The following is a 21,769-nucleotide window of genomic DNA, read 5'->3' on the forward strand; positions in this document are numbered from 1 at the left end:
ACCTGTCGGTTTGCTCAGTTTGTTAGACGCTCTAAGGCTCAGGCAGCGACGGCAGCAGGCTCGTCTGCGCCAACCGGTTCCGGCTGTTTCACGTCGTCCTGTGCAAGCTTGCGCAACACCTGCGCTGCCGCCACCAGCCCGAAGGATGCCGTCACCGCCATCGACGATCCGAAACCGGCACAATTCAGGCCGCTTATGCCGGATGCATCCCCGCCATTCACCGCACAGGATTCTGCCGTTTCCGGAAAGCGCAAGGGTTCGGTGGAAAACACCGCATCGATGCCGAACTTGTTTTTCGGACCGCGCGGAAAACCGTGATGGGCACGCAAGCGCTTGCGCACCTTGGCCAGCAGCGGCTCCTGCTCTGTGCGCGACAGGTCGCGGATCTCGATCCTGGTCGGATCGATCTGGCCGCCGGCTCCGCCTATGGTGATCAGCCTGATGCCCTTGTCGCGGCAATAGGCGATCAGGGCCGTCTTGGCGCGCACATCGTCGATGGCATCGACCACATAGTCAAAATTGCGCGCGCCGATCATTGCATCGAGATTGTCCGCCGTCAGGAAATCCTCGACTTCGGTCACGCGGCAAAAGGGATTGATCTGCGCGATGCGTTCCGCCAGCGCCGTCACCTTGGCCTTGCCCAGCGTGTCGCTCAAGGCATGGATCTGCCGATTGATGTTCGATTCCGCCACGTTGTCGAGATCAATCATGGTGATGTTGCCAATGGCGCTGCGCGCCAGGGCTTCCACGATCCAGGAACCGACGCCGCCCACGCCCACGACGCATACATCCGCAGAGCGAAAGCGCGCGAGCGCGGTACTGCCGTACAGGCGCGCGATACCGCCGAAACGCCGATCGAAATCGATCTCGTCTTCGGCACGAGACAGGGAGGAATTCAGGGAAGGATTCAGGGAAATAACCGTGCTCATCCCCTTATTTTAACGGAGAGCAATGGGGTATGTTTTCCTCTAGAATCTTTTTATCAGTCATGCATGTTGCCGAACTGTTTCCCGGATGGCCTTCTTGTGTTTCCTTCATTTCTCCTGCTGCAACTCATCCTGCTGTCGGTATGTGCCCATATTGCATTGGCCGGCGCGCGCATCACGACTTCGCTTTATGCCCTGTCCCTGCATGCCCCCGAATCCACGATCGGCGTCCTGATCGCGCTGTTTTCCCTGTTTCCCATGCTGTTCGGCGTGACGGCCGGACGCCTGGTCGACCGGATCGGCATCGCCACACCAGTCACCTGCGCCTGTGTCGCCATCACTGCCGGCTGCGCCCTGCCCGTTTTTATCAGCGGCCTGCCTGTGCTTTATCTCGCCACCCTCTTCATCGGCACCGGCTTCATGGTGACCCAGGTCGCCTCCCAGCATACGGTGGGCGCAATGAGCACACTCGAAAACCGCTCGTCGAACTTCAGCTGGCTCGCGCTGGGTTACTCGGTCTCGGGATTCTGCGGACCGGTCATCGCCGGATTCGTCATCGATCATGCCCGGCACCGCATTTCCTACCTGGTGTTCTGCGGCTTTGCACTGGCCGCGCTGTCGGTGGCGGTATTCGGCCGCCTGCGCACCATCCAGCCTGCAGCTCACGCCCAACCCAGGCAAAAAGGAGGCATGCTGGAACTGCTGCGCGATGCGGAGCTGCGGCGCATCTATCTGATCGGCATCCTGCTCTCCGGCGCCTGGGACCTGTTTACCTTCGTCACCCCCATCCACGGCTCGCATCTTGGCCTGTCCGCTTCGGCCATCGGGCTGATCCTCGGCTGCTTTGCAGTCGCCACCTTCTCGGTCAGGCTGGCCATGCCGTGGATTTCGCGACGCTGCACCGAATGGCAAGTGCTCTCCGGTGCGCTGATACTGGCGGTATGCTGTTATGCGATCTTTCCCTTCATGCGACAGCCGGCCGCGCTGATGGCGGTTGCCGCCGTGCTGGGCCTGGCGGTAGGCTCGAGCCAGCCAAACATGCTAGCCTTGCTCCATCATTGCGCGCCTCCCGGCCGGGCCGGCGAAGCAGTCGGTATCCGCGTGACCATGGGCAATGCGGGCCAGGTGATATTGCCTCTGGTATTTGGCGCAGCCGGTGCAACGCTCGGCTTGCCGGTCGTGTTCCTCGCCATGAGCGCGATGATCGGTTCGGGCGTGCCCATCGCCTGGCGCAAGGCATCAACCAAGTGAGACCATCATGAAGAATCTCTTACCCGATCCGGTTCCCGGATTCGACCAGCCCATTGCAGTGCTGAAGCATTGCCATGACCGGATACGCAAGCAGCTCAATACGCTGCACAAATTGCTCACCCATCTGCCGGTATCCGGTACGGATCTTGATGCAAAACAAGCAGCAAATGCGGTGATGAAGTATTTTAATCAGGCTGCCGGCAATCACCACGCCGACGAAGAGCAGGACTTGCTGCCCATGCTGCAAGCCACGGCGCGCGGCGACGATGCGGCCCTGCTCCATGCGCTGCTTCCAGACATCCTGCGCGAGCACGGAGAGATGGAAGCGCTGTGGCAAGCCCTCGACCGGCAATTGCATGAGATCGCTTCGGGCACGTCGGCGCAGCTCTCGGCAGATGACGTCGCACGGTTTTCGGCCCTGTACCTCGCACACATGAAAAAGGAAGAATCCCATATCGCGCCGATGGCAAAGCGTCTGTTCAGCGATGCCCAGATGGCACAATTGGGGGATGCCATGCGTGCACGACGCAATGTTCAATAAGCAGGGAACGACATGCTGATAGCCGATCTGCGAAAAGAATACAGCCGCGCCAACCTGTCCGAAGAGGGCATCCAGCCCGATCCGATTGCCCAGTTCGGCAAATGGTTCGACGAAGCGCTCAAGGCACAGGTGCCGGAAGCGAATGCAATGAGCCTCGCCACCGTGTCCGCCGACGGCAGGCCGTCCTGCCGCATTGTGCTGATCAAGGATTTCGATCAGCGCGGCTTCACCTGGTTTACCAACTACGACAGTCGCAAGGGCCGCGAGCTGCAACACAATCCGCATGCAGCCCTGCTGTTCCACTGGATCGAGCTGGAACGGCAGGTGCGCATCGAAGGCAGGGTGGAACGGATTTCCGCGGGAGAAAGCGAGCGCTATTTCCAGAGCCGCCCGCTGAAGAGCCGCATCGGCGCGATCGCCTCGGCACAGAGCCGGCCGATCGACAGCCGCATCAGCCTGGAAGCGCAATACATGCAGGCGGAACAACAGTACGGCGAGCATCCGCCGCGTCCCGACCACTGGGGCGGATACCGGCTCGTCCCGGATTACCTGGAATTCTGGCAAGGCCGCAATTCGCGGCTGCATGACCGCATCGCATACCTCTTGCAGGCGGACGGCAGCTGGCGGCGGCAGAGGCTGCAACCTTAAGCCTTGTTCGGCCCGCAGCCATCCGGAAGTTTCCAGAACTCGTTTATTCGCAGGCAATGGAGGATATATCGTGTTTTGGGAAAAGAAGCTTGGAGAGTGGGCCAACGAGGTTCGCGAACGCAGCGCCCTGCCGCTGCGACTGGAACTCTGGAACGGGCAGCAGCTGGATTTCGGCGCCTCTCCGGAGGTAACCGTCAAGGTGCCGCAAGCCTCCGCGCTGAGCTACCTGCTTTCGCCTTCGCTCGACAGCCTCGGCGAAGCCTATGTCGAAGGCAAGATCGAGGTCGAAGGCGGCGTCAAGGACATCATTTCGATCGGCACCACGCTTGCCGCCAACATGCCGAAGGCAGATGGCAAGCTGGAGCGCATTGCGCGCGTCTTCAACCACACCAAGGAGAAGGACGAGGAGGCGATACGCTACCACTACGACGTGTCGAACGCCTTCTACCAGGCGTGGCTGGACGAGAACATGGTGTATTCCTGCGCCTATTTCGAGAATGGCGATGAAGACCTCGGCACTGCGCAGCTCAAGAAGATCGACCACATCCTGAAGAAGATCCAGGTGCGTCCGGGCGATTCCCTGCTCGACATCGGTTGCGGCTGGGGCGCCCTGGTGATCCGTGCTGCGCAGAAATTCGGCGCCAGATGCGTGGGCATCACGCTCTCGCAGAATCAGTACGAACTCGCGAAGGAGCGCGTGCAGCGCGCTGGCCTCGCGGACCGCGTGGAAATCCGCCTGGAAGACTATCGCGATGTCAGCGGAACGTTCGACCGCATCACCAGCGTCGGCATGTTCGAACACGTCGGCATGAAGAACCTGCCCATCTATTTCCGCAAGATCCATTCGCTGCTCGCGGACGACGGCATGGTGATGAATCATGGCATCACGACCACCGACATCAACAACGGCGAAAGCGCCTATGGTGGCGGCAAGTTCATCGACCGCTATGTCTTCCCGCACGGAGAACTGGAACACATCAGTCTCGTGCTGAGAACGATGGAAGAAGGCGGGCTGGAAGCGCTGGATGTGGAAAACCTGCGCCGCCATTATGCAAAGACTTGCGCGACCTGGGCCGAGAATTTCGAAGCGCGTGCTGACGAAATCAGGCAGTTGGTCGACCCCAGGCGCTTCCGCATCTGGCGCGTGTACCTGGCCGGCTGTTCCTATGCCTTCGAGCAGGACTGGGTATCGCTGCACCAGGTCTTGTGCACCAAGGCCAGACCCGGCGTGTCGCACCTGCCCTGGTCGCGCCGCTACATGTACGAATGATGCGGCGGACGGCCCCGTCTTATTGCGAGACTTCGGCGGCGCAACTCATTGCGCCGCATTCACCTTATCCGTAAACATCTTCCTGAACTTCGCGACCTTTGGCGCGACGATGAAGGCGCAGTAGCCCTGCAGCGGATGCTGACGGAAATAGTTCTGGTGATAATCTTCCGCCTTGTAATATTCCTGCAGCGGTTTCAATTCCGTCACGATGGGCGCATCCCAGACGTTCGCCATTTCGGCGATCACATGCTTGGCCGTCTCCTGCTGCTCCGGCGTCTGATAGAAGATTACCGAACGGTATTGGGTACCGACGTCATTGCCCTGACGGTTGAGCGTCGTGGGATCGTGGATGGTGAAAAAGATCTCCAGGATTTCACGGTAGCTGACCACTTCCGGATCAAATGTCAGCTTCACCACTTCCGCATGACCGGTCGTGCCTTCGCACACCTGCTCATAGGTCGGGTTCGCTACATGTCCTCCGCTGTAGCCGGATTCAACCTGCTGCACGCCATTGAGTTCCTGATAGACGGCTTCCAGGCACCAGAAGCAACCGCCGCCCAGTGTCGCTGTTTCAGTCGCCACGATTCATCTCCTGTGGATGTGATGCTATTACTTTAGCGGAAAGGGGCAAGGATGCCTATGCGGTTTGCATGACCCCCTGCCCGCCGTTGAGAGAAGTCAATGCAAATACTGTCCCGCGTTTCGGCAAATGCACACGCATATTGCACAGAAGCAGCCAGAATGCTTCGCGTTGCGCGACACATGCAGCAATACTTCATGACGAAGCAAGTGCAGCCTGGTGTATCATTTTTGACACTTTTTCCGTGACGACATTTATGGCCGCGAGCACTCTTCTCATCGATTCCCTCAAGCGCGAACTCAAGGCGCGCGGCATTACCTATGCCGACCTCGCATTACGCATCAACATGTCCGAGGCCAGCGTCAAGCGGATGTTCTCCCAGAAGAATTTCACCTTGCAGCGCCTCGATGACATCCTGCAGGCAGCCGACATCGATTTCCGGGATATTGCGCTGGCCGGTCATGATGAATCGAAGCTTGTTTCGGAACTGACATTTGCGCAGGAAAAGGAAATCATCAGCGATGCCAAACTGCTGGTGGTCGCAGTATCCGCGCTGAACCTGCTCAGCGTCGAGCAGATCGTCGATATCTATGCACTCACCGACGCCGAAGTCGTGAAGTACCTGGTGCAGCTGGACAGGATCGGCTTCCTGGAACTGCTGCCGAACAATCGCATCAAGCTGCGGGTGTCACGCACCTTCCGCTGGATTCCGGATGGACCGATCCAGACTTATTTCCGGGAACTTGCCCTGCGCGATTACCTTGAATCGAAATTCGACGGCGAGCATGAACTGATGCAGGTGGTGAACGTAATGCTGTCGAAGCAATCGATCATCGTTCTGCTCAGCCGCCTCAAGCAGCTGGCAAGGGAGTTGTCGCAGCAGCACCAGGAAGATGCGAAGCTGCCCTATGCGGAAAAATTTTCCATCAGCTTCATGCTCGCCGCGCGTCCCTGGATGCCTAAGGCATTCGAAGCTTTGCTACGCCAAAAACCGCAAGCCGCGATCCGTACCATACGAAGAAAATAACAGGCTGCCGGTACTTGGAATAATGGCGGGCACGAGCTTGCCGCATACCAGCCAATCGCGCCTCTCTGCGGTTTTTTCGGCATAATTGTCAAAAATTCCGGATTTTCGATGTCACTACCAATTTCGCGCGCGGAACCGCCCAGCTTCGATACGCGCCATTTCCGAGATGCCCTGTCGCAGTTTGCCACCGGGGTTACGGTCATCACCACCCGCCTGCCCAACGGCTCTTTCCTGGGCCTGACAGCCAGTTCCTTCAATTCGGTTTCGCTCGATCCGCCGCTGGTGCTGTGGAGCTTGTCACAAACCGCCAGCAGTCTACCGGTATTTACCGGAAACTCGCATTACGTGATCAATGTGCTGGCAGGCGATCAGGCGCCGCTTGCAGAGCGTTTTGCCATGCGCATCGAGAATCGATTCGAAGGCGTGGAGTTCGAGCTGTCGCGCACCGGACTGCCCATCATCAAGGGCGTGGCCGCCTGGTTCGAATGCCATAACCGCAGCCGCTATCCGGAAGGCGACCATGTGATTTTCGTTGGCGAAGTGGAGCGCTGCGAAGTGCTGCCGCGCCCGGCTCTGGTATTCCACGCCGGGCAATTCGTCTCGACCCATCCGCGCTGAAGCCTTGCATTGCCGTACCTTGCTGCTGCTTGCAGCAATTCTTCCGGCTTGCCAATACTGCCAGACGCAAGAAGGCCGCTTAGTTTTGTGCGGCTGAGCAAAACTTTTTCTGCAGCAAACTTGTCCTCAGACACTCCTTTCCGGGCATTCATTTTCACTCCCCTTCATGAGGAATGTTTAATGGCTTCAAGCTTCCTGCAACACTTCGAGGCACTGATCGGCGCCATTGCTGCCATGCTGACCACCGCCGCCTGTATTCCGCAAGCCTGGCTTACCCGGAAAGCGCGCCGCGCCGACGAGGTGTCCCTTGGCATGTACACCATCTTCACTACCGCCGTCGGCCTTTGGCTGGCATACAGACCGATGATCAGCGCATGGCCGGTCATCATTGCGAACGGACTCACGCTGGCGCTTGCGCTGTTCATCCTTTCAATGAAGCTGCGTTTCGGCTAAATACGCCAGCGCCATCCACTCTTTGCCGCGGCAACTGGCCAATCCCTCCATTGGCCACATCGCCCGGCCGATGCATTCACGCTCCAACCGCACATCCTCAACTCAAGGCGGGACTGAACCATGACCTGGCTCAGTCCCCGCGTCAAACTTTTTCAAGCTGAAGTGCTCAATCTGAATTGAAGTGGAACTTCGGCTGGCGTCATGCCGCTGCTATTGTCGTGGAAAACTTTGTTGTTCTATTGCTCCTTATCATCGGAGCCGCAATTGTTGCCGGACTAATCATTGCGCGAATCATTCGCTGGATGAACCTGGACGACTGGGACAGATAAGCTCCCACCAAGGCGGGCTCGAATTTCCTTGCTCTGGGACCTCTGGCAGGGTTTGCAACTGCTGAAGGGTTCCTTTCATGGCCGATACCGCTTCCGCCGCACCCCGAACCGGTCATCCGAAGATCGCTTCCGCCGTACTGCCGCATGCCCTCGTCACAGTCTTCGTTGCCAATTTCTGCTTTCTCTATGGTCTGGGCGGACGTCCGCTATTCGATACCAACGAAGGCTTGTACGCGGAAGTCGCACGGGAAATGCTGGAAACCGGCAACTATCTCGTGCCGCATCTGCTCGGCGTGCCCTACCTCGAAAAGCCCCCGCTACTCTACTGGCTGATGGCGGCCTCGTTCCGGGTGCTTGGCCGCTCCGAGGCAAGCGCCCGGCTGGCCTGCGCTCTTCCCATGCTATGCCTGACGATGGGATTGCTCGTGTTCCTGGCAAGGCACGGCCGGCCTCGTGCAGGGTGGCTTGCAGCACTGATCCTGTCGACAATGCTGCCTGTTGCATTGCTGTCCCATTCCATTCTGTTTGATCCCTTGCTGACCGCATTGCTAAGCGGGTCGCTTCTCGCCTTTCTGCACGCCTGTCTGACAGGGAGCCGGAACTGGGTCAGGACCGGCATGGTATTGCTCGCATTCGCGACTCTCGGAAAGGGGTTGGTTGCCGTGATTCTGGCAACAGGCATCGGCGGATTGTTCATCCTGTTCATGCGCGAGCGGCGGTTCATCCGCATGCTGACGGACCCGGCAGGCCTGCTGCTGTTTGCGCTCGTTGCCGTGCCATGGCATGTCGCCGCCAGCTTGCAGCAGCAAGGTTTTGCCTGGTTCTACCTGATCAATGAACATATCCTGCGCTTTCTTGGCTTGCGCGAACCGCATGATTACCATTCTGGCCCCGCGTACTACTACATACTGCGCCTGCTTGTCATGCTGCTTCCCTGGGCTCCGCTGCTGGCCTTGTTCTTCCGGCGAAACGGTGCAGCCGAAAGCAGCGCCGATACGCTACGGAACTTTTGCAAAGCATGGATACTGTTCCCCTTGCTGTTCTTCTCTGCCTCCCAGGCAAAAGCCCATTATTACCTGATCGTGGTTGCGCCTGCGGTGGCGCTCTGGGCCGGCGTGGAAATCGATTCATGCATGCAAAGGCATGCACACCGGCTGCTGGCCCAATGCCTCGGTGCATCGCTGGGCCTGGCCATGCTGGGAACAGGCCTGATCTGGCTGGTACCGCGTCTGGCCTGGTTGTCGCCATCCGAGTCATTGGCTGTCGGCCTGGCGACATTGCTGGTCTCCAGCATCGGATGGCATCTGGCAGTGCGCGGGTGTCGCTCGCCCCGGTTCCGGCAGAACTGGCCGGAGCGGATTGTCATCATGGTCGGAATATTGTCAGTGCCGGCCTTGATGGGCGCGTTGACCACGATGCATGCGCGCTCGTCGCGCGACAGCAGCCAGGCCATCGCCCAACTTATCGTGGCCCTGAACATCGGGGATCGGCCCGTCTTTGCCTATCGGGATTTCGAAGACGTTTTTTCTTCACTGCCCTTCTACATGGGAAAACGCATCCGCATCATAGACAGCGCCAGCAGGGATTTACATTTTGGATGCGAGCACGCTGCTCAGGGAAAGAATGCCTGCCTTTCCATGAGCGAGTTCGCGACACAAAACCTGCAGGATAAGGTCGTCGTGGTAAGCACGCAGGCACGGCTGGAGCAGTTCCAGCAAAGTACGTCAGAGGTGCACTGGCATCTGCAACAGGCCGGCAGCAGATGGGTCCTGTTCAATTAGCCGGGGAGCTGTTACGCGACGGTCCGAGTGCTGCCGATCTCCGCCCTCACCTGAGTGGATTGAATAACTGATCGCGCAAGGCCGTCATGCACAGTGGCGGCACCAGCGTTCCGTGATAGGCGGCAAGGTCTACCGGTTTATTTGCGAGATCGGCGGCACTCTGGATGATCGGATCCACGTCGATCGCCTGCACCGTAATGCTACGCGCCGCGAAATCGGCCTGGGCCTGCCTGGTGTTGATCGAATAATTGACGGTCGGATCTTGCGAGCCGCCGCACAGGGCCATCCTGGCCCTGGGATTCCAGCCGAGCAGATCGTTTCTCCTGGCATCGATCACTGTCGGGCTGTTGGGATTAGTCTGGATATCCTGCAGAAAGGCCGGCTGGAACAGCACCGGCAGGTAATTCGTATCAGCCGGCAGCTTGCCATTTTGAATCGCCGTGGTGAAGGTGAAAGGCCCGGGGAACAGGCTTTCGATGCCAGTGGCAAATGGCTCCCTGAACACCTGGGTCGGCGTGCTGTAGATATTGCCGTACACTTTTTGCCAGGCAGTGATGAAGAATGGCACGAAGAACTGGCCGTTAACGATTGGCAAGCTGGCTTCACTGACAATGGACTGTGAAAGATTGTAGGGGCCGGACATGTGGCCGCCGGCCACCAGGTTGAATTCCACCGGATTGTCGCGCTCGATGGCGCGCTGGGTTGCCATCGATGCATGGCCGCCCTCCGAATAGCCGGCGACCATCACCTTGCCGGATAAGACAACGCCCCTGCCGGTGGCGGCGGCACGGGCAGCGCGGATCGAATCGATGACCGTGCTTGCTTCGGAATCGGCATGCAGATAGGGATGGAAGGAATACTGCGAACCTGCAAAGCCGAGGTAATCGGTCGCCACGACCGCATACCCCTGCGCCGCAAATATCGCAGCCAGCGACAGGGTTTCCGGGTCGACCGGGTTGGCGCTGGCCAGGCTGCGCGCCTTGAAGATATCGGTTCCCCGCGCATAGGCCAGCAAAGGAAGCGGGCCTGCCGGGCAGGTGGTGCCCGAGGGAAGCAAAAGGACGCCGGTCGCGTTCGTCACTTCATTCGCCCGCGCCCCGATGGTCTGGTAATCCACGCTGACCAGAGTCACATCGCATTTCGCTGGCCCGCTGAGGAGAAGCAGCCCCGATGACCGTGCCGCATCATCTATGGCGGCAGTGGAGAGCGTCCGTACCGTGCTCGCGCTCCTGAGGGCGCCGCGCTGCACGCTTGCATTGTTCTGGACGGTAGCGGTTCCGGCCGGAGTGGAATCTCCACCACCGCCGCCACAGCTCGCCAGGCCGATTATCGCAAGCATGGCAGCTGCAAATTTGATCCGGTCCATGTCGTCTCCTCTTGAAATCCATTTTTTGAAATTAAAAGAATGCCTTTTTATCGGCTTGACAAGTTAGGGAGCCTAAACGGCAACTAGTTGCCGGATTTGCGCGGCATCAAAGCATGACGCGCATAGCCGCCGTGCAGGCAGCCATGGCGAAGAAAGAACTCGGGCTATTGGCCTCTCTTGAGCAGGCGCGAAAGTATGCCTGCGGAATCATGCGCCGCACGGCGCAGACGGTCATTGACGCCCTGCCAGGCGCCTTCGGCAGGAAGCGTTTCGACCAGGATGACGTCCGCCCCGGCTGCATCCATCGCGCGCAGTGCGGCATACAGGCCATGCGCATAGCCGGCGGGCGATTGTGGCAGCGATAACTGCGCCGCCGCTTCGGCCTGGGCGGGAGCGAGGCGGCCGATGATGGCGGCACGCTGCCCGGCAGTGGCGAGCTGGCGCACCGTGGCAGGCAGTTGCTCGAGTGTGACCAGGGCCACCGGCGTGCGGGGAGCATAGTGTGCATCCAGCGTGCCGGATGCGCGCGGCGCCGCTGCATCCGGCAGCCTCGGCGCGGCACCGATCACATCGGCAATTTCCTTCACGCCGATGTGCCCGGGGCGCAGCAGCACCGGACCGTGCGTCGCGATCCGCGACAGGTCGATGATGGTCGATTCGATGCCGACTTCGCTCTGTCCTCCATCGAGCACGCAGGCCAACGGGCTGCCGGGTCCGGTGCCGAATTCATCGCGCACGTGCTGGGCTGTCGTTGGACTGACGTGGCCGAACTTGTTGGCGGAAGGCGCGGCCACGCCACCCTTTCCATTCTTGAAGGCGCCGAGCAAGGCTCGGGCTACCGGATGCGAAGGACAGCGCAGGCCGATCGAATCCTGTCCGCCCGACACGGAGTCAGGAATATGCTGCGCGCGCTTGAGGATCAGCGTCAGTGGGCCGGGCCAGAAGGCCTCGATCAGTTGTCGTGCTTCCTGCGGAATCGATTGCGCCCAATAGGCGATGTCGGCGCCGGGCGCGAGATGCACGATCACGGGGTGGTTGGAAGGACGTCCCTTGGCCGCATAGATCCTGGCGACCGCCGCCGGATTTTCCGCGTCCGCGCCCAATCCGTACACCGTCTCGGTCGGGAATGCGACCAGCTCGCCCTGCTCCAGCAGGCGTGCCGCCGCCTGGATGGCGGGCAAGTCGAGGTTCAGTTCCGGCATGGCAGGTTCGATGGCCTCACAAGGCAATGCCGAGGATGGCACAGGCCGCATGCAGGCTGGCTTGCGCCTGTTCCAGGGTGGGCGCGACGAAGGTGACATGGCCCATCTTGCGGCCGCGCCGCGGGTCGTCCTTGCCGTACAGGTGCAGGTTTGCGCCGGGCAGCGCCAGCACCTTGTTCCAGGCCGGCTCACGCGCCTTGTCGGAATCGCCGTCGAACCAGATGTCGCCGAGGATATTGAGCATGACCGCCGGCGAATGCTGGCGCACGTCGCCCAAAGGCAGCCGCGCCATGGCCCGCACCTGCTGGGCGAACTGGCTGGTCACGCAGGCGTCGATGGTGTAATGCCCGCTGTTGTGCGGACGCGGCGCCATTTCGTTGACCACGAGAGAGCCGTCCTGCAGGACGAAGAATTCGATGCAGAGCACGCCGACGTATTCCATCCGGGCGATGACGGCCAGCGCCGCATCCTGGGCCTTGTGTGCGCATTCTGCGGAAACGTTTGGCCCGGGCACGGTCGTGGTGAACAGGATGCCGTCGCGGTGGACGTTTTCGGCAATCGGATACACCACCGACTGTCCGTCGGCGCCACGTGCAGCCAGCACCGAGATTTCATAGGCCAGCGGCAGCATCTTTTCCAGTACGCAGGCGACACCTTTCATGGCAGCAAACGCAGCACGCGCCTCTTCCCGCGTGCGCACCCGCACTTGTCCCTTGCCGTCATAGCCAAGGCGCGCCGTTTTCAGAATGCCCGGCAACAAGTCGTCCGGAATGGCTTCGATATCCGCTTCCGAGGCGATCACCTTGTGCGGCGCCGGCAGCACGCCGGAGGTCGCCGCGCATTCGGTGAAGAACCGCTTTTCCAGCATGCGGTCCTGTGCGATCGACACGCAATTGGCCGAGGGCGCAACGAAACTGCGCTCGGCCAGGAAGGCAAGGCTTTGCGCCGGAACGTTTTCGAATTCGGTGGTGACTGCCGCGCATTGCAAGGCAAGCTCGTCGAGCGCCGCTTCATCGGTATAAGCGGCGCTCAGCAAATGGTCAGCCGCATGGCCCGCCGGGCAATCGCGCGCCGGCTCCAGCACGGCGACCTTGTAACCCATGGCCTGTGCGGCATGGGCAAACATGCGGCCGAGCTGGCCGCCGCCCATCACGCCGAGCCAGGTCGGCGGCACTGCGGAGGGTATGGAGGAAGACCGCTTCTCGCTCATGCCGGCAAACTCATTGCGAGGGCCGCCTCGGTCTGGCGGGCTCGGAAATCCTGCAGGCGCGCCGCCAACACGTCGTCGGTGGCGGCCAGCATGGCAATCGCGGTCAATGCCGCATTCGCCGCACCCGCTTCGCCGATCGCAAAGGTGGAGACCGGTATGCCCTTGGGCATCTGCACGATCGACAGCAGCGAGTCTTCGCCGCGCAGGTATTTCGACGGCACCGGCACGCCCAGCACCGGGACGATGGTTTTCGCCGCCAGCATGCCCGGCAGGTGAGCCGCGCCGCCGGCGCCGGCGATAATGGCACGCAAGCCGCGCTGGCGCGCCGATTCCGCATAGGCGAACATCTGGTCCGGCATGCGGTGCGCCGAAATCACCTTGGCCTCGTACGGGACGCCGAAATCCTTCAGCATCGCGACTGCATGCTGCATCACTTCCCAGTCAGACGAGGAACCCATCACCACGCCTACCAGGGGCGTGCCTGCAAGCGCTTGCTCTGCCATGTCAGTCCTTCAGGTCCTTGCCCGTCAGGCGCGTCAGCGCTTCGCGGTATTTCGCGCCGGTCTTTTCAATCACGTCGGGCGGCAAGGCCGGAGCCGGGGCGGTCTTGTTCCAGCCGGTCACGGTTTCGAGATAATCGCGCACGAACTGCTTGTCGAACGACGGTGGCGACATGCCGGGCGCATAGGAATCGGCCGGCCAGAAGCGCGAGGAATCGGCGGTCAGCACCTCATCCATCAGATGCAGGGTGCCCTGCTCGTCCAGTCCGAATTCGAACTTGGTGTCGGCGATGATGATGCCGCGCGTAGCCGCATAATCAGCCGCGGTCTGGTACAGCTTGATGCTGACGTCGCGGATCTTGGCTGCCAGTTCCTTGCCGATGCGTTTTTCCATCTCGGCGAAGCTGATGTTTTCATCATGTTCGCCAAGATCAGCCTTCGCTGCCGGCGTGAAGATCGGCTGTTCCAGCTTGTCGGCCTGGCGCAGGCCCGGCGGCAGGGCAATGCCGCAAATCGTGCCGGTCGCCTGATAATCCTTCCAGCCGGAGCCGCTGATATAGCCGCGTACCACTGCTTCCACCAGGATAGGCTTGAGCCGCTTGGCCACAACTGCCCGCTCCCTCACCTGCTCCACTTCGTCCGGCTGCACCACCGATTCCGGCGCGATGCCGGTCAAGTGGTTGGGCACGATGCCGGCGAGCTTCTCGAACCAGAAATCCGACATCTGGTTCAGGACCTTGCCCTTGCCGGGGATCGGCTCATTCATGACGACATCGAAGGCGGACAGGCGGTCGGTCGTCACGATCAGGATCTTGTCGTCGCCGACGGCATAGTTGTCGCGCACCTTGCCGCGTCCAAGCAGCGGGAGGGAACGGATGGTGGATTGGTAGAGGCTGTTCATGAAGTTTCCAAAAAAGCCAAACCGGCGGGTGTCTCGACACGCCGCCGGTCAGTTTAGTGCCGGCCGATATTTCTGCCGGACTTATCTGGGATGGTGAATTCCCGCTTGCACGGGAATGACAGGCCTGAATGCGATCAAGTTTCCTAGCCCGTGATTTTACTGCACGATCTGCGCAAGCTCACCTTTTTTGTACTTTTCCGCCATTTTTTCCAGCGGAATCGCCTTGATCTTGCCGGCCTGGCCTTCGCAGCCGAAGGCGAGGTAGCGCGACTTGCAGACCTGCTTCGCGGCTTCACGCGCCGGTTTCAGGTATTCGCGCGGGTCGAACTTCGACGGGTTCTCGGCGAAGAAGCGGCGAATCGCAGCCGTCATCGCGAGGCGGATGTCGGTGTCGATATTGATCTTGCGCACGCCATGCTTGATGCCTTCCTGGATCTCTTCCACCGGCACGCCATAGGTTTCCTTCATGTCGCCGCCGAATTGGCGGATCTCGGCCAGCAATTCCTGCGGCACCGACGACGAACCATGCATCACCAGATGGGTGTTCGGGATGCGCGCGTGGATTTCCTTGATGCGCTCGATGGCGAGGATGTCACCGGTCGGCTTGCGCGAGAACTTGTAGGCGCCGTGCGAGGTGCCGATGGCGATCGCCAGCGCGTCGCACTGCGTCTGCTTGACGAAGTCGGCGGCCTGGTTGACGTCGGTCAGCAGCTGTTCGCGGGTCATGGTGCCTTCCGCGCCGTGGCCGTCTTCCTTGTCGCCCTTCATGGTTTCGAGCGAACCGAGCACGCCGAGTTCGGCTTCAACCGTCACGCCGATCGCATGCGAGAACTCGACCACCTTGCGCGAAACTTCGACGTTGTATTCATAGCTCGCCACCGACTTGCCGTCTTCCTGCAGCGAGCCGTCCATCATCACCGAGGTGAAGCCGGACTTGATCGCGGCCATGCAGACGGCTGGCGACTGGCCATGGTCCTGGTGCATCACCACCGGAATGTGCGGGTAAGCCTCGACTGCCGCCTCGATCAGATGGCGCAGGAACGCTTCGCCGGCGTATTTGCGGGCGCCTGCCGACGCCTGCATGATGACCGGAGCCCCGACCTCGTCGGCCGCCTGCATGATGGCTGTCACCTGCTCCAGGTTGTTGACGTTGAATGCCGGCAAGCCGTAGCCGTTTTCGGCGGCATGATCCAGCAGTTGGCGCATAGATACGAGAGGCATGATGATTCTCCAAAACAATAAAAATAACGGTGCGGCAGTATGAAATGAAGCATAACGGATACCTGCCGCTGCATATTCAATGGTCGCCGACCTTCATGATCTTGAGGGCATTCGTTCCACCAACCTGCCCCATCGGTTCGCCCCAGGTGAGCACAATCATGTCACCTTTTTGCACGACACCTTTAGCCAAGAGCAAATCCTCTGCTGCTTTCAGCACCGCCTCCCGGTCGGTGGAATGCGGCAGTTCGAAAGTGGTTACGTTGCGATAAAGGGCGGCCTTGCGCTGCGTGCCCAGCATTGGCGTCATCGCATAAATCGGAATGTCGATGTTGTGGCGGCTCATCCAGAGCGCGGTCGAACCGGATTCGGTCAGCGCAACGATTGCCTTGACCCGCAGGTGGTAGGCGGTGAACAGCGCGCCGTAGGCGATCGACTGGTCGATGCGGGTGAACATGACATTGAGGAAATCGGCGTCGAGCTTGTACGCGTCCGACTTTTCCGCCTCGATGCAGATCGCCGCCATCGCTTCCACGGTTTCGACCGGATATTTGCCGGAGGCGGTCTCGGCCGAGGTCATCACCGCATCGGTGCCGTCGAGCACCGCATTCGCGACGTCCGACACTTCCGCGCGGGTCGGCACCGGGTTGACGATCATCGATTCCATCATCTGGGTAGCCGTGATCGCCAGCTTGTTGGAGGCGCGTGCCATCCTGATCATGCGCTTCTGCAGCGCGGGCACCGCCGCGTTGCCGACTTCCACTGCGAGGTCGCCACGCGCCACCATGATGCCGTCGGATGCGTCCAGGATTTCCTGCAGCACCGGAATGGCTTCGGCGCGTTCGACCTTGGCGATCATCTGCGGCTTGTGCTTGTGCGCCTCGCCGGCGATGTTCGCAAGCTGGCGCGCCATGATCATGTCGGTGGCGCTCTTCGGGAAGGACACCGCGACGTAATCCGCCTGGAAGCTCATCGCCGTCCGGATGTCTTCCATGTCCTTGGCCGTCAGCGCCGGCGCCGAGAGGCCGCCACCCAGCCGGTTGATGCCCTTGTTGTTGGACAGTTCGCCACCGATCTTCACCGTGGTATGGATGGCGCTGCCGACCACCTTGTCCACTGCGAGGACGATCAGGCCGTCGTTCAAAAGAAGAATATCGCCTGCCTTCAGGTCGCGCGGCAGCTCCTTGTAATCCAGTCCGACCTGCGCCTGGTTGCCGAGCTCGCAGGCGGCATCGAGAATGAACTTGCTGCCGTTCTGGAGATTGATCTTGCCGTTTTCAAATTTGCCGATGCGGATCTTCGGCCCCTGCAGGTCAGCCATGATCGCCACTTCCCGTCCGCACTCGGCGGCGACTTCGCGCACCAGTGCAGCGCGATCGATATGGTCTTGCGCCTTGCCGTGCGAAAAGTTGAGCCGGACCACGTTGACGCCTGCCTGAATCATTCTGGTCAGCGTCTCGCGGTCACTGGAAGCGGGACCGATGGTTGCGACTATCTTGGTAGCCCTGGGCATAGATGAAAGATCCTTCATTTACAAGCGGGATAGGCGGAAGCGCTCATGCTCCCGCCGCAGGAAAAGCCCGGCATATTGCTACTGGGCGCGTTGCATCAGGATGTCGACCGCGGGCAGTGTTTTGCCTTCCAAGAATTCGAGGAAAGCGCCGCCGCCGGTGGAAATGTAACCGACCTTGTCGGCAATGCCGTACTTGGCGATTGCCGCCAGCGTATCGCCGCCGCCAGCGATGGAGAACCCCTTGGAATCGGCGATGGCTTTCGCCAGTGTCTTCGTACCTTCGCCGAACTGGTCGAATTCGAACACGCCGACCGGGCCGTTCCAGACGATGGTGCCGGCCTTCAGGATCTGCTGTGCCAGCATGTCGGCAGTTTTCGGGCCGATATCGAGGATCATGTCGTCGTCGGCTACATCCTCGACGTCCTTCACGGTGGCTGCGGCAGTCGGGGAAAATTCCTTCGCGCATACCACGTCGACCGGGATCGGCACCGATGCGCCGCGCTTGGCCATCAGGTCGATGATCGCCTTCGCCTCGTTCACCAGATCCGCCTCGGCCAGCGATTTGCCGATCTTCAGGCCGGCAGCCAGCATGAAAGTGTTGGCGATGCCGCCGCCGACGATCAGGTTGTCCACCTTCTCTGCCAGCGATTTGAGAATGGTCAGCTTGGTCGACACCTTGGAGCCGGCCACGATCGCCACCAAGGGGCGTGCCGGATTGCCGAGCGCCTTGCCGAGGGCATCGAGTTCGGCAGCCAGCAGCGGACCGGCGCAGGCGATTGGCGCGAATTTCGCGATGCCGTGCGTAGTCGCTTCAGCGCGGTGCGCGGTGCCGAAGGCGTCGTTGACATATATGTCGCACAGCTTGGCCATTTTCTGCGCCAGTTCGTCGCTGTTCTTTTTCTCGCCCTTGTTGACGCGGCAGTTTTCCAGCAGCACGACCTGGCCCGGCGCGACATCCACGCCCTCGACCCAGTTCTGCTTCAGCTCGACCGGCTTGCCCAGCAGCTCGGAGAGTCGCCTGGCGACCGGCGCGAGGGAGTCTTCCGGCTTGAGTTCGCCTTCCGTCGGCCGTCCCAAGTGCGAAGTCACCATCACGGCAGCACCGGCGTCGAGGGCTTGCCGAATCGCCGGCACGGAAGCACGGATGCGGGTGTCTTCGGTGATATTGCCGGCGTCGTCTTGCGGCACGTTGAGATCGGCACGGATGAAAACGCGTTTGCCTTGCAGTTGCTTACTCTGGATCAGGTCGCTCAGTCGTTTGAATTGCATGGGTGACAGACAATATTGGAAGGATGGAAAGTGCGTTATTTTACCCCAGCGACCCAGGCGGAAACACGGTTTTGCATGCCAAAGTACTACCAGATCAAACGCAGCACGGTAAACAGCGCCATGCCCGTCACGATCGTGCCAAGCAAATGCCGCGTCAGCAGGAAAAATGCCGCCGCGCCGATGCCTGCCACAAGCTTCGGATTCGTCCAGGACAGGCTGAGCGCGCTGCCATCCAGGACCAGATCGGGCACCACGATCGCGGCCATTGCCGCGGCCGGCGCATAGCGCAATGCATGCTGGAGCCTGGGCGGCAATTTGACCGCATTACCGGTAAAGAAGAAGGAACTGCGCGTCAGGATGGTCGCGACCGTCATCAGGGCAATGGTGAGCCAGGTATCGAAGGCATTCATTGTTTTTTTGTGTCTATAAAAACATCAACCAGCATGGCCGCCGCCATCCCGAGAATGACTGCCGCCAGCAAGCCGAGGCGGTAAGGCATGCCGGCTGCCGCAATCGCGACAATGCCGGCAACGATAACACCGGCCAGGGCTGCGACATTGATGATGAGCGGGATCATGACCGCCAGCAGGGCGAGCGTGCCGGCGTAGCCTATTCCCCAGCTCGGCGGGATACGGCTGGCCAGCAGGATGCCGGCCACCGAACCGGCTTGCCAGGCGCACCAGTTGGGATAGCCGATGCCGAGGAAGAAGCCGTTTTTTTCTTCGTTGCGGTGTGCCCTACTGCTTGGAAAACGCTGCGGGAAAAAGCCCATGGTGATGTCGGCGTTGAAATAGCCGTACCAGATACGCCGGTACCACGGCAGATGAGCGAAGTGCGAGCCAATGCTTGCTGCAAAAATGACAAAGCGCAGATTCACCACCAGCGCGGTGAGAAAAACCACCCAGATCGGCGCATTCGCCGCAATCAGCGGCAGCGACGCGAGCTGCGCCGAGCCCGCAAAGACGATGAAGGTCATGCCGAGCGATTGCCACACCGTCAGTCCTGACTGCGTCATCGCGATGCCGGTCACCATACCCCAGGCAAAAATGCCGGGCATGGTTGCGATGCAGGCCTTCAGGCCTTCCCGAAAGGCCTGCCTTTCGGTGAGGGTGGTATCGAAAGAGGATGCGCCGGCAGTTTGGTCGGAATTGTGCATGACTGAAGGTTCAAGTTGCTTCGGTTGCGATGCCAGAACTGCAAGTTGAACTGCATGCGGCGGGATATTGGACCATGCGGCGCAATCGGACGGAAGAAAGTGGAAGAATTCGGTCGGCCGGTATTCTACCGATGAATGTTCTCGTCCGGCTGAATCCGTTAAAATCGTGGTTTTGGAACAAATTGGAGAAATTGACATGTCGATGGCGGACCGCGACGGCAAAATTTGGAAAGATGGCGAACTGATCGAGTGGCGCGACGCCAAGGTGCACGTGCTGACGCACACCCTGCATTACGGAATGGGCGTATTCGAAGGGGTGCGCGCCTACAAGACGCAGGAAGGCACCGCGATCTTCCGTCTGAAAGAACATACCCAGCGCCTGTTCAATTCGGCCAAGATCTTCCAGATGAAGGTCCCGTTTGACATGGAAACCATCATGCAGGCGCAGCGCCAGGTGGTACGCGAGAACAATCTCGAATCCTGCTACCTGCGCCCGCTGGTCTGGATCGGCTCCGAAAAGCTCGGCGTATCCGCCAAGGGCAACACTATCCACGTCGCAATCGCGGCCTGGCCCTGGGGCGCCTATCTCGGCGAAGACGGCATGACCAAGGGCATCCGCGTGAAGACGTCCTCCTTCAGCCGCCACCATGTCAATGTCTCGCTGGTGCGGGCCAAGGCTTGCGGTTATTACATCAACTCCATCCTCGCCAATCAGGAAGCCCTGGCTGACGGCTACGACGAGGCGCTGCTGCTCGACACCGAAGGCTATGTCTCGGAAGGTTCCGGCGAAAACGTCTTCGTCGTCAAGAATGGCAAGATCTATACGCCCGACCTGGCCTCCTGCCTGGACGGCATCACCCGCGACGCCGTGCTGACGATGGCGCGCGACCTCGGCATCGAAGTGATTGAAAAGCGCATCACCCGCGACGAAGTGTACTGCTGCGACGAAGCCTTCTTCACCGGCACTGCCGCTGAAATCACGCCCATCCGCGAACTGGACAACCGCCAGATCGGCGAAGGCAAGCGCGGCCCGATCACCGAGAAGCTGCAGACCCTGTTCTTCGACGTGGTGGCAGGCAAGGCGCCCCAGTACAAGCACTGGCTGACCCTGGTCTAATCCCTTCGGAGCATGCAATGAGTGAAGTGACGAAAAAACCGCCGATGAGCTTCGTCGAGATCGATGGCAAGGATTTGCCCGCGTTTTGCCCCAACCCGGCTATGCCCGTCTGGTCTTCCCATCCAAGGGTCTTTCTCGACCTGGCGCACAAGGGTGAAGGCAAGTGCCCGTATTGCGGAACGGTGTACCGGCTCAAGCCGGGGAGCGTGGTTGCCGGCCATTGATGCCAGCTTGAGGCAAGAAGCCTCTTCCATAACTCGGCAGCGAAAGTAATGCAGCCCGGATGGAACGCAGTGGAATCGACCGGCACTTCCGGGTTTCACGGCGCTCTTCCGGGCTGTGTTCATTGCAGCAATACAAGCGCTATATCCCGCCGCCTCCGCAGGCAGGCTTGCCCTATACTGTCCTATCCGCGAGTGGTTCCATGACCATTCTGCACGGAAAAGGAGATGCCTCACACCATGTCTATTTCCAGCAAGATTTTCAACACCGCAGAAGAAACGGAATCCGCCTTCTATGACGCCATCCGGCGCGCTGATCTCGACGCCGTCATGGCACTCTGGGCGGATGAGGAAGACATCGTGTGCATTCATCCGGGTGCGCGGCGCCTGATCGGCCATGCGGCCATTCGCGCTTCCTGGGAATCCATGTTCGAGCAAGGCGGGATCGATATCCGTCCGATTCAGCTGCACGTGACGCAGAACATGCTGACCTCGGTGCACAGCATCATCGAAGATGTGCAGCGGGCGGTCGCGCCGCAGTCCGACATTCATATCCTCGCGACCAATGTCTATGCCAAGACGGCGGCCGGCTGGCGCCTCGTCGCGCATCATTCCTCGGTCGTGCCCGGCGAAGCCCCTTCCGACCGGGCCGTTGCGGCATTGCTGCATTGA

General features: G+C 60.4%; 23 protein-coding genes. 11 read left to right on the forward strand and 12 right to left on the reverse strand.

The annotated features are described in order from the left end of the window. Positions 1-38: 38 nt before the first annotated feature. Positions 39-929 carry a tRNA cyclic N6-threonylcarbamoyladenosine(37) synthase TcdA gene (tcdA, locus tag HGHM_RS11945; protein WP_019141765.1) on the reverse strand — a complete coding sequence of 297 codons (891 nt, stop codon included), beginning with the start codon at positions 927-929 and terminating at the stop codon, positions 39-41. Between the two features lie 96 nt (positions 930-1,025). On the opposite strand from tcdA, the gene HGHM_RS21250 reads away from it, so the two are divergent. From HGHM_RS21250 to HGHM_RS11965, 4 genes are all read left to right on the forward strand, one after another. Beyond that, a complete protein-coding gene (locus HGHM_RS21250) occupies positions 1,026-2,177 on the forward strand; it encodes an MFS transporter (protein WP_161603779.1) in 1,152 nt (383 codons plus the stop codon). 7 nt (positions 2,178-2,184) lie between these two features. Continuing rightward, a complete protein-coding gene (locus HGHM_RS11955; RefSeq protein ID WP_019141767.1) occupies positions 2,185-2,718 on the forward strand; it encodes a hemerythrin domain-containing protein in 534 nt (177 codons plus the stop codon). 12 nt (positions 2,719-2,730) lie between these two features. Next, entirely contained in the window at positions 2,731-3,366 is a 636-nt protein-coding gene (gene pdxH / locus HGHM_RS11960) for a pyridoxamine 5'-phosphate oxidase (protein ID WP_019141768.1), read from the forward strand. Positions 3,367-3,436: 70 nt separating this feature from the next. Further along, on the forward strand, positions 3,437-4,636 hold the full coding sequence (locus HGHM_RS11965) for an SAM-dependent methyltransferase (RefSeq protein ID WP_019141769.1): 1,200 nt from the start codon (positions 3,437-3,439) through the stop codon (positions 4,634-4,636). Between the two features lie 45 nt (positions 4,637-4,681). Here HGHM_RS11965 and msrA read toward each other — a convergent pair whose 3' ends face one another. Next, the gene (msrA, locus tag HGHM_RS11970; RefSeq protein ID WP_019141770.1) at positions 4,682-5,218 is read right to left on the reverse strand and encodes a peptide-methionine (S)-S-oxide reductase MsrA; all 537 of its coding nucleotides are present in this window, start codon (positions 5,216-5,218) and stop codon (positions 4,682-4,684) included. 242 nt (positions 5,219-5,460) lie between these two features. On the opposite strand from msrA, the gene HGHM_RS11975 reads away from it, so the two are divergent. From HGHM_RS11975 to HGHM_RS11995, 4 genes are all read left to right on the forward strand, one after another. After that, positions 5,461-6,243: a helix-turn-helix domain-containing protein gene (locus HGHM_RS11975; RefSeq protein ID WP_245549208.1), complete on the forward strand. Its 783-nt coding sequence runs from the start codon at positions 5,461-5,463 to the stop codon at positions 6,241-6,243. 108 nt (positions 6,244-6,351) lie between these two features. Then, a complete protein-coding gene (locus HGHM_RS11980; protein ID WP_019141772.1) occupies positions 6,352-6,861 on the forward strand; it encodes a flavin reductase family protein in 510 nt (169 codons plus the stop codon). A 180-nt stretch (positions 6,862-7,041) separates the two neighbouring features. After that, a complete protein-coding gene (locus HGHM_RS11985) occupies positions 7,042-7,314 on the forward strand; it encodes a SemiSWEET family sugar transporter (RefSeq protein ID WP_019141773.1) in 273 nt (90 codons plus the stop codon). A 406-nt stretch (positions 7,315-7,720) separates the two neighbouring features. Further along, a complete protein-coding gene (locus HGHM_RS11995; protein ID WP_019141775.1) occupies positions 7,721-9,424 on the forward strand; it encodes an ArnT family glycosyltransferase in 1,704 nt (567 codons plus the stop codon). 46 nt (positions 9,425-9,470) lie between these two features. Here HGHM_RS11995 and HGHM_RS12000 read toward each other — a convergent pair whose 3' ends face one another. From HGHM_RS12000 to HGHM_RS12045, 10 genes are all read right to left on the reverse strand, one after another. Further along, positions 9,471-10,790 (reverse strand): alpha/beta hydrolase family protein, encoded by a 1,320-nt coding sequence (locus HGHM_RS12000; protein WP_019141776.1) that lies wholly within the window; start codon positions 10,788-10,790, stop codon positions 9,471-9,473. Positions 10,791-10,954: 164 nt separating this feature from the next. Next, a complete protein-coding gene (locus HGHM_RS12005; protein ID WP_019141777.1) occupies positions 10,955-11,992 on the reverse strand; it encodes an L-threonylcarbamoyladenylate synthase in 1,038 nt (345 codons plus the stop codon). Positions 11,993-12,008: 16 nt separating this feature from the next. Next, on the reverse strand, positions 12,009-13,202 hold the full coding sequence (locus HGHM_RS12010; RefSeq protein ID WP_019141778.1) for a 5-(carboxyamino)imidazole ribonucleotide synthase: 1,194 nt from the start codon (positions 13,200-13,202) through the stop codon (positions 12,009-12,011). Continuing rightward, complete coding sequence (gene purE, locus HGHM_RS12015; RefSeq protein WP_019141779.1) at positions 13,199-13,705, reverse strand: 5-(carboxyamino)imidazole ribonucleotide mutase; 507 nt, start codon at positions 13,703-13,705, stop codon at positions 13,199-13,201. The genes HGHM_RS12010 and purE overlap by 4 nt, the downstream gene beginning before the upstream one ends. 1 nt (position 13,706) lies before the next feature. Beyond that, positions 13,707-14,603, reverse strand: a complete 897-nt coding sequence (locus tag HGHM_RS12020) for a phosphoribosylaminoimidazolesuccinocarboxamide synthase (RefSeq protein WP_019141780.1) — start codon at positions 14,601-14,603, stop codon at positions 13,707-13,709. Between the two features lie 156 nt (positions 14,604-14,759). Then, positions 14,760-15,824: a class II fructose-bisphosphate aldolase gene (fba, locus tag HGHM_RS12025; protein WP_026075951.1), complete on the reverse strand. Its 1,065-nt coding sequence runs from the start codon at positions 15,822-15,824 to the stop codon at positions 14,760-14,762. A gap of 76 nt (positions 15,825-15,900) precedes the next feature. Further along, positions 15,901-17,334 carry a pyruvate kinase gene (gene pyk, locus HGHM_RS12030; RefSeq protein ID WP_019141782.1) on the reverse strand — a complete coding sequence of 478 codons (1,434 nt, stop codon included), beginning with the start codon at positions 17,332-17,334 and terminating at the stop codon, positions 15,901-15,903. Positions 17,335-17,412: 78 nt separating this feature from the next. Further along, positions 17,413-18,603, reverse strand: coding sequence for a phosphoglycerate kinase (locus HGHM_RS12035; protein WP_019141783.1), 1,191 nt, complete (start codon positions 18,601-18,603; stop codon positions 17,413-17,415). 86 nt (positions 18,604-18,689) lie between these two features. Further along, positions 18,690-19,013, reverse strand: coding sequence for an AzlD domain-containing protein (locus HGHM_RS12040; protein WP_019141784.1), 324 nt, complete (start codon positions 19,011-19,013; stop codon positions 18,690-18,692). Then, complete coding sequence (locus HGHM_RS12045; RefSeq protein WP_322785771.1) at positions 19,010-20,023, reverse strand: AzlC family ABC transporter permease; 1,014 nt, start codon at positions 20,021-20,023, stop codon at positions 19,010-19,012. The genes HGHM_RS12040 and HGHM_RS12045 overlap by 4 nt, the downstream gene beginning before the upstream one ends. Here HGHM_RS12045 and HGHM_RS12050 point away from each other — a divergent pair. From HGHM_RS12050 to HGHM_RS12060, 3 genes are all read left to right on the forward strand, one after another. Further along, complete coding sequence (locus HGHM_RS12050; RefSeq protein WP_019141786.1) at positions 19,956-20,876, forward strand: branched-chain amino acid transaminase; 921 nt, start codon at positions 19,956-19,958, stop codon at positions 20,874-20,876. The two genes, HGHM_RS12045 and HGHM_RS12050, sit on opposite strands and share 68 nt — an antisense overlap. 17 nt (positions 20,877-20,893) lie before the next feature. Further along, positions 20,894-21,100, forward strand: coding sequence for a zinc-finger domain-containing protein (locus HGHM_RS12055; protein WP_026075952.1), 207 nt, complete (start codon positions 20,894-20,896; stop codon positions 21,098-21,100). Positions 21,101-21,337: 237 nt separating this feature from the next. After that, positions 21,338-21,769 (forward strand): YybH family protein, encoded by a 432-nt coding sequence (locus HGHM_RS12060; RefSeq protein ID WP_019141788.1) that lies wholly within the window; start codon positions 21,338-21,340, stop codon positions 21,767-21,769.

Origin of the sequence: Noviherbaspirillum massiliense JC206, assembly GCF_000312045.1 — a bacterium.
Lineage (GTDB): Bacteria > Pseudomonadota > Gammaproteobacteria > Burkholderiales > Burkholderiaceae_D > Noviherbaspirillum > Noviherbaspirillum massiliense.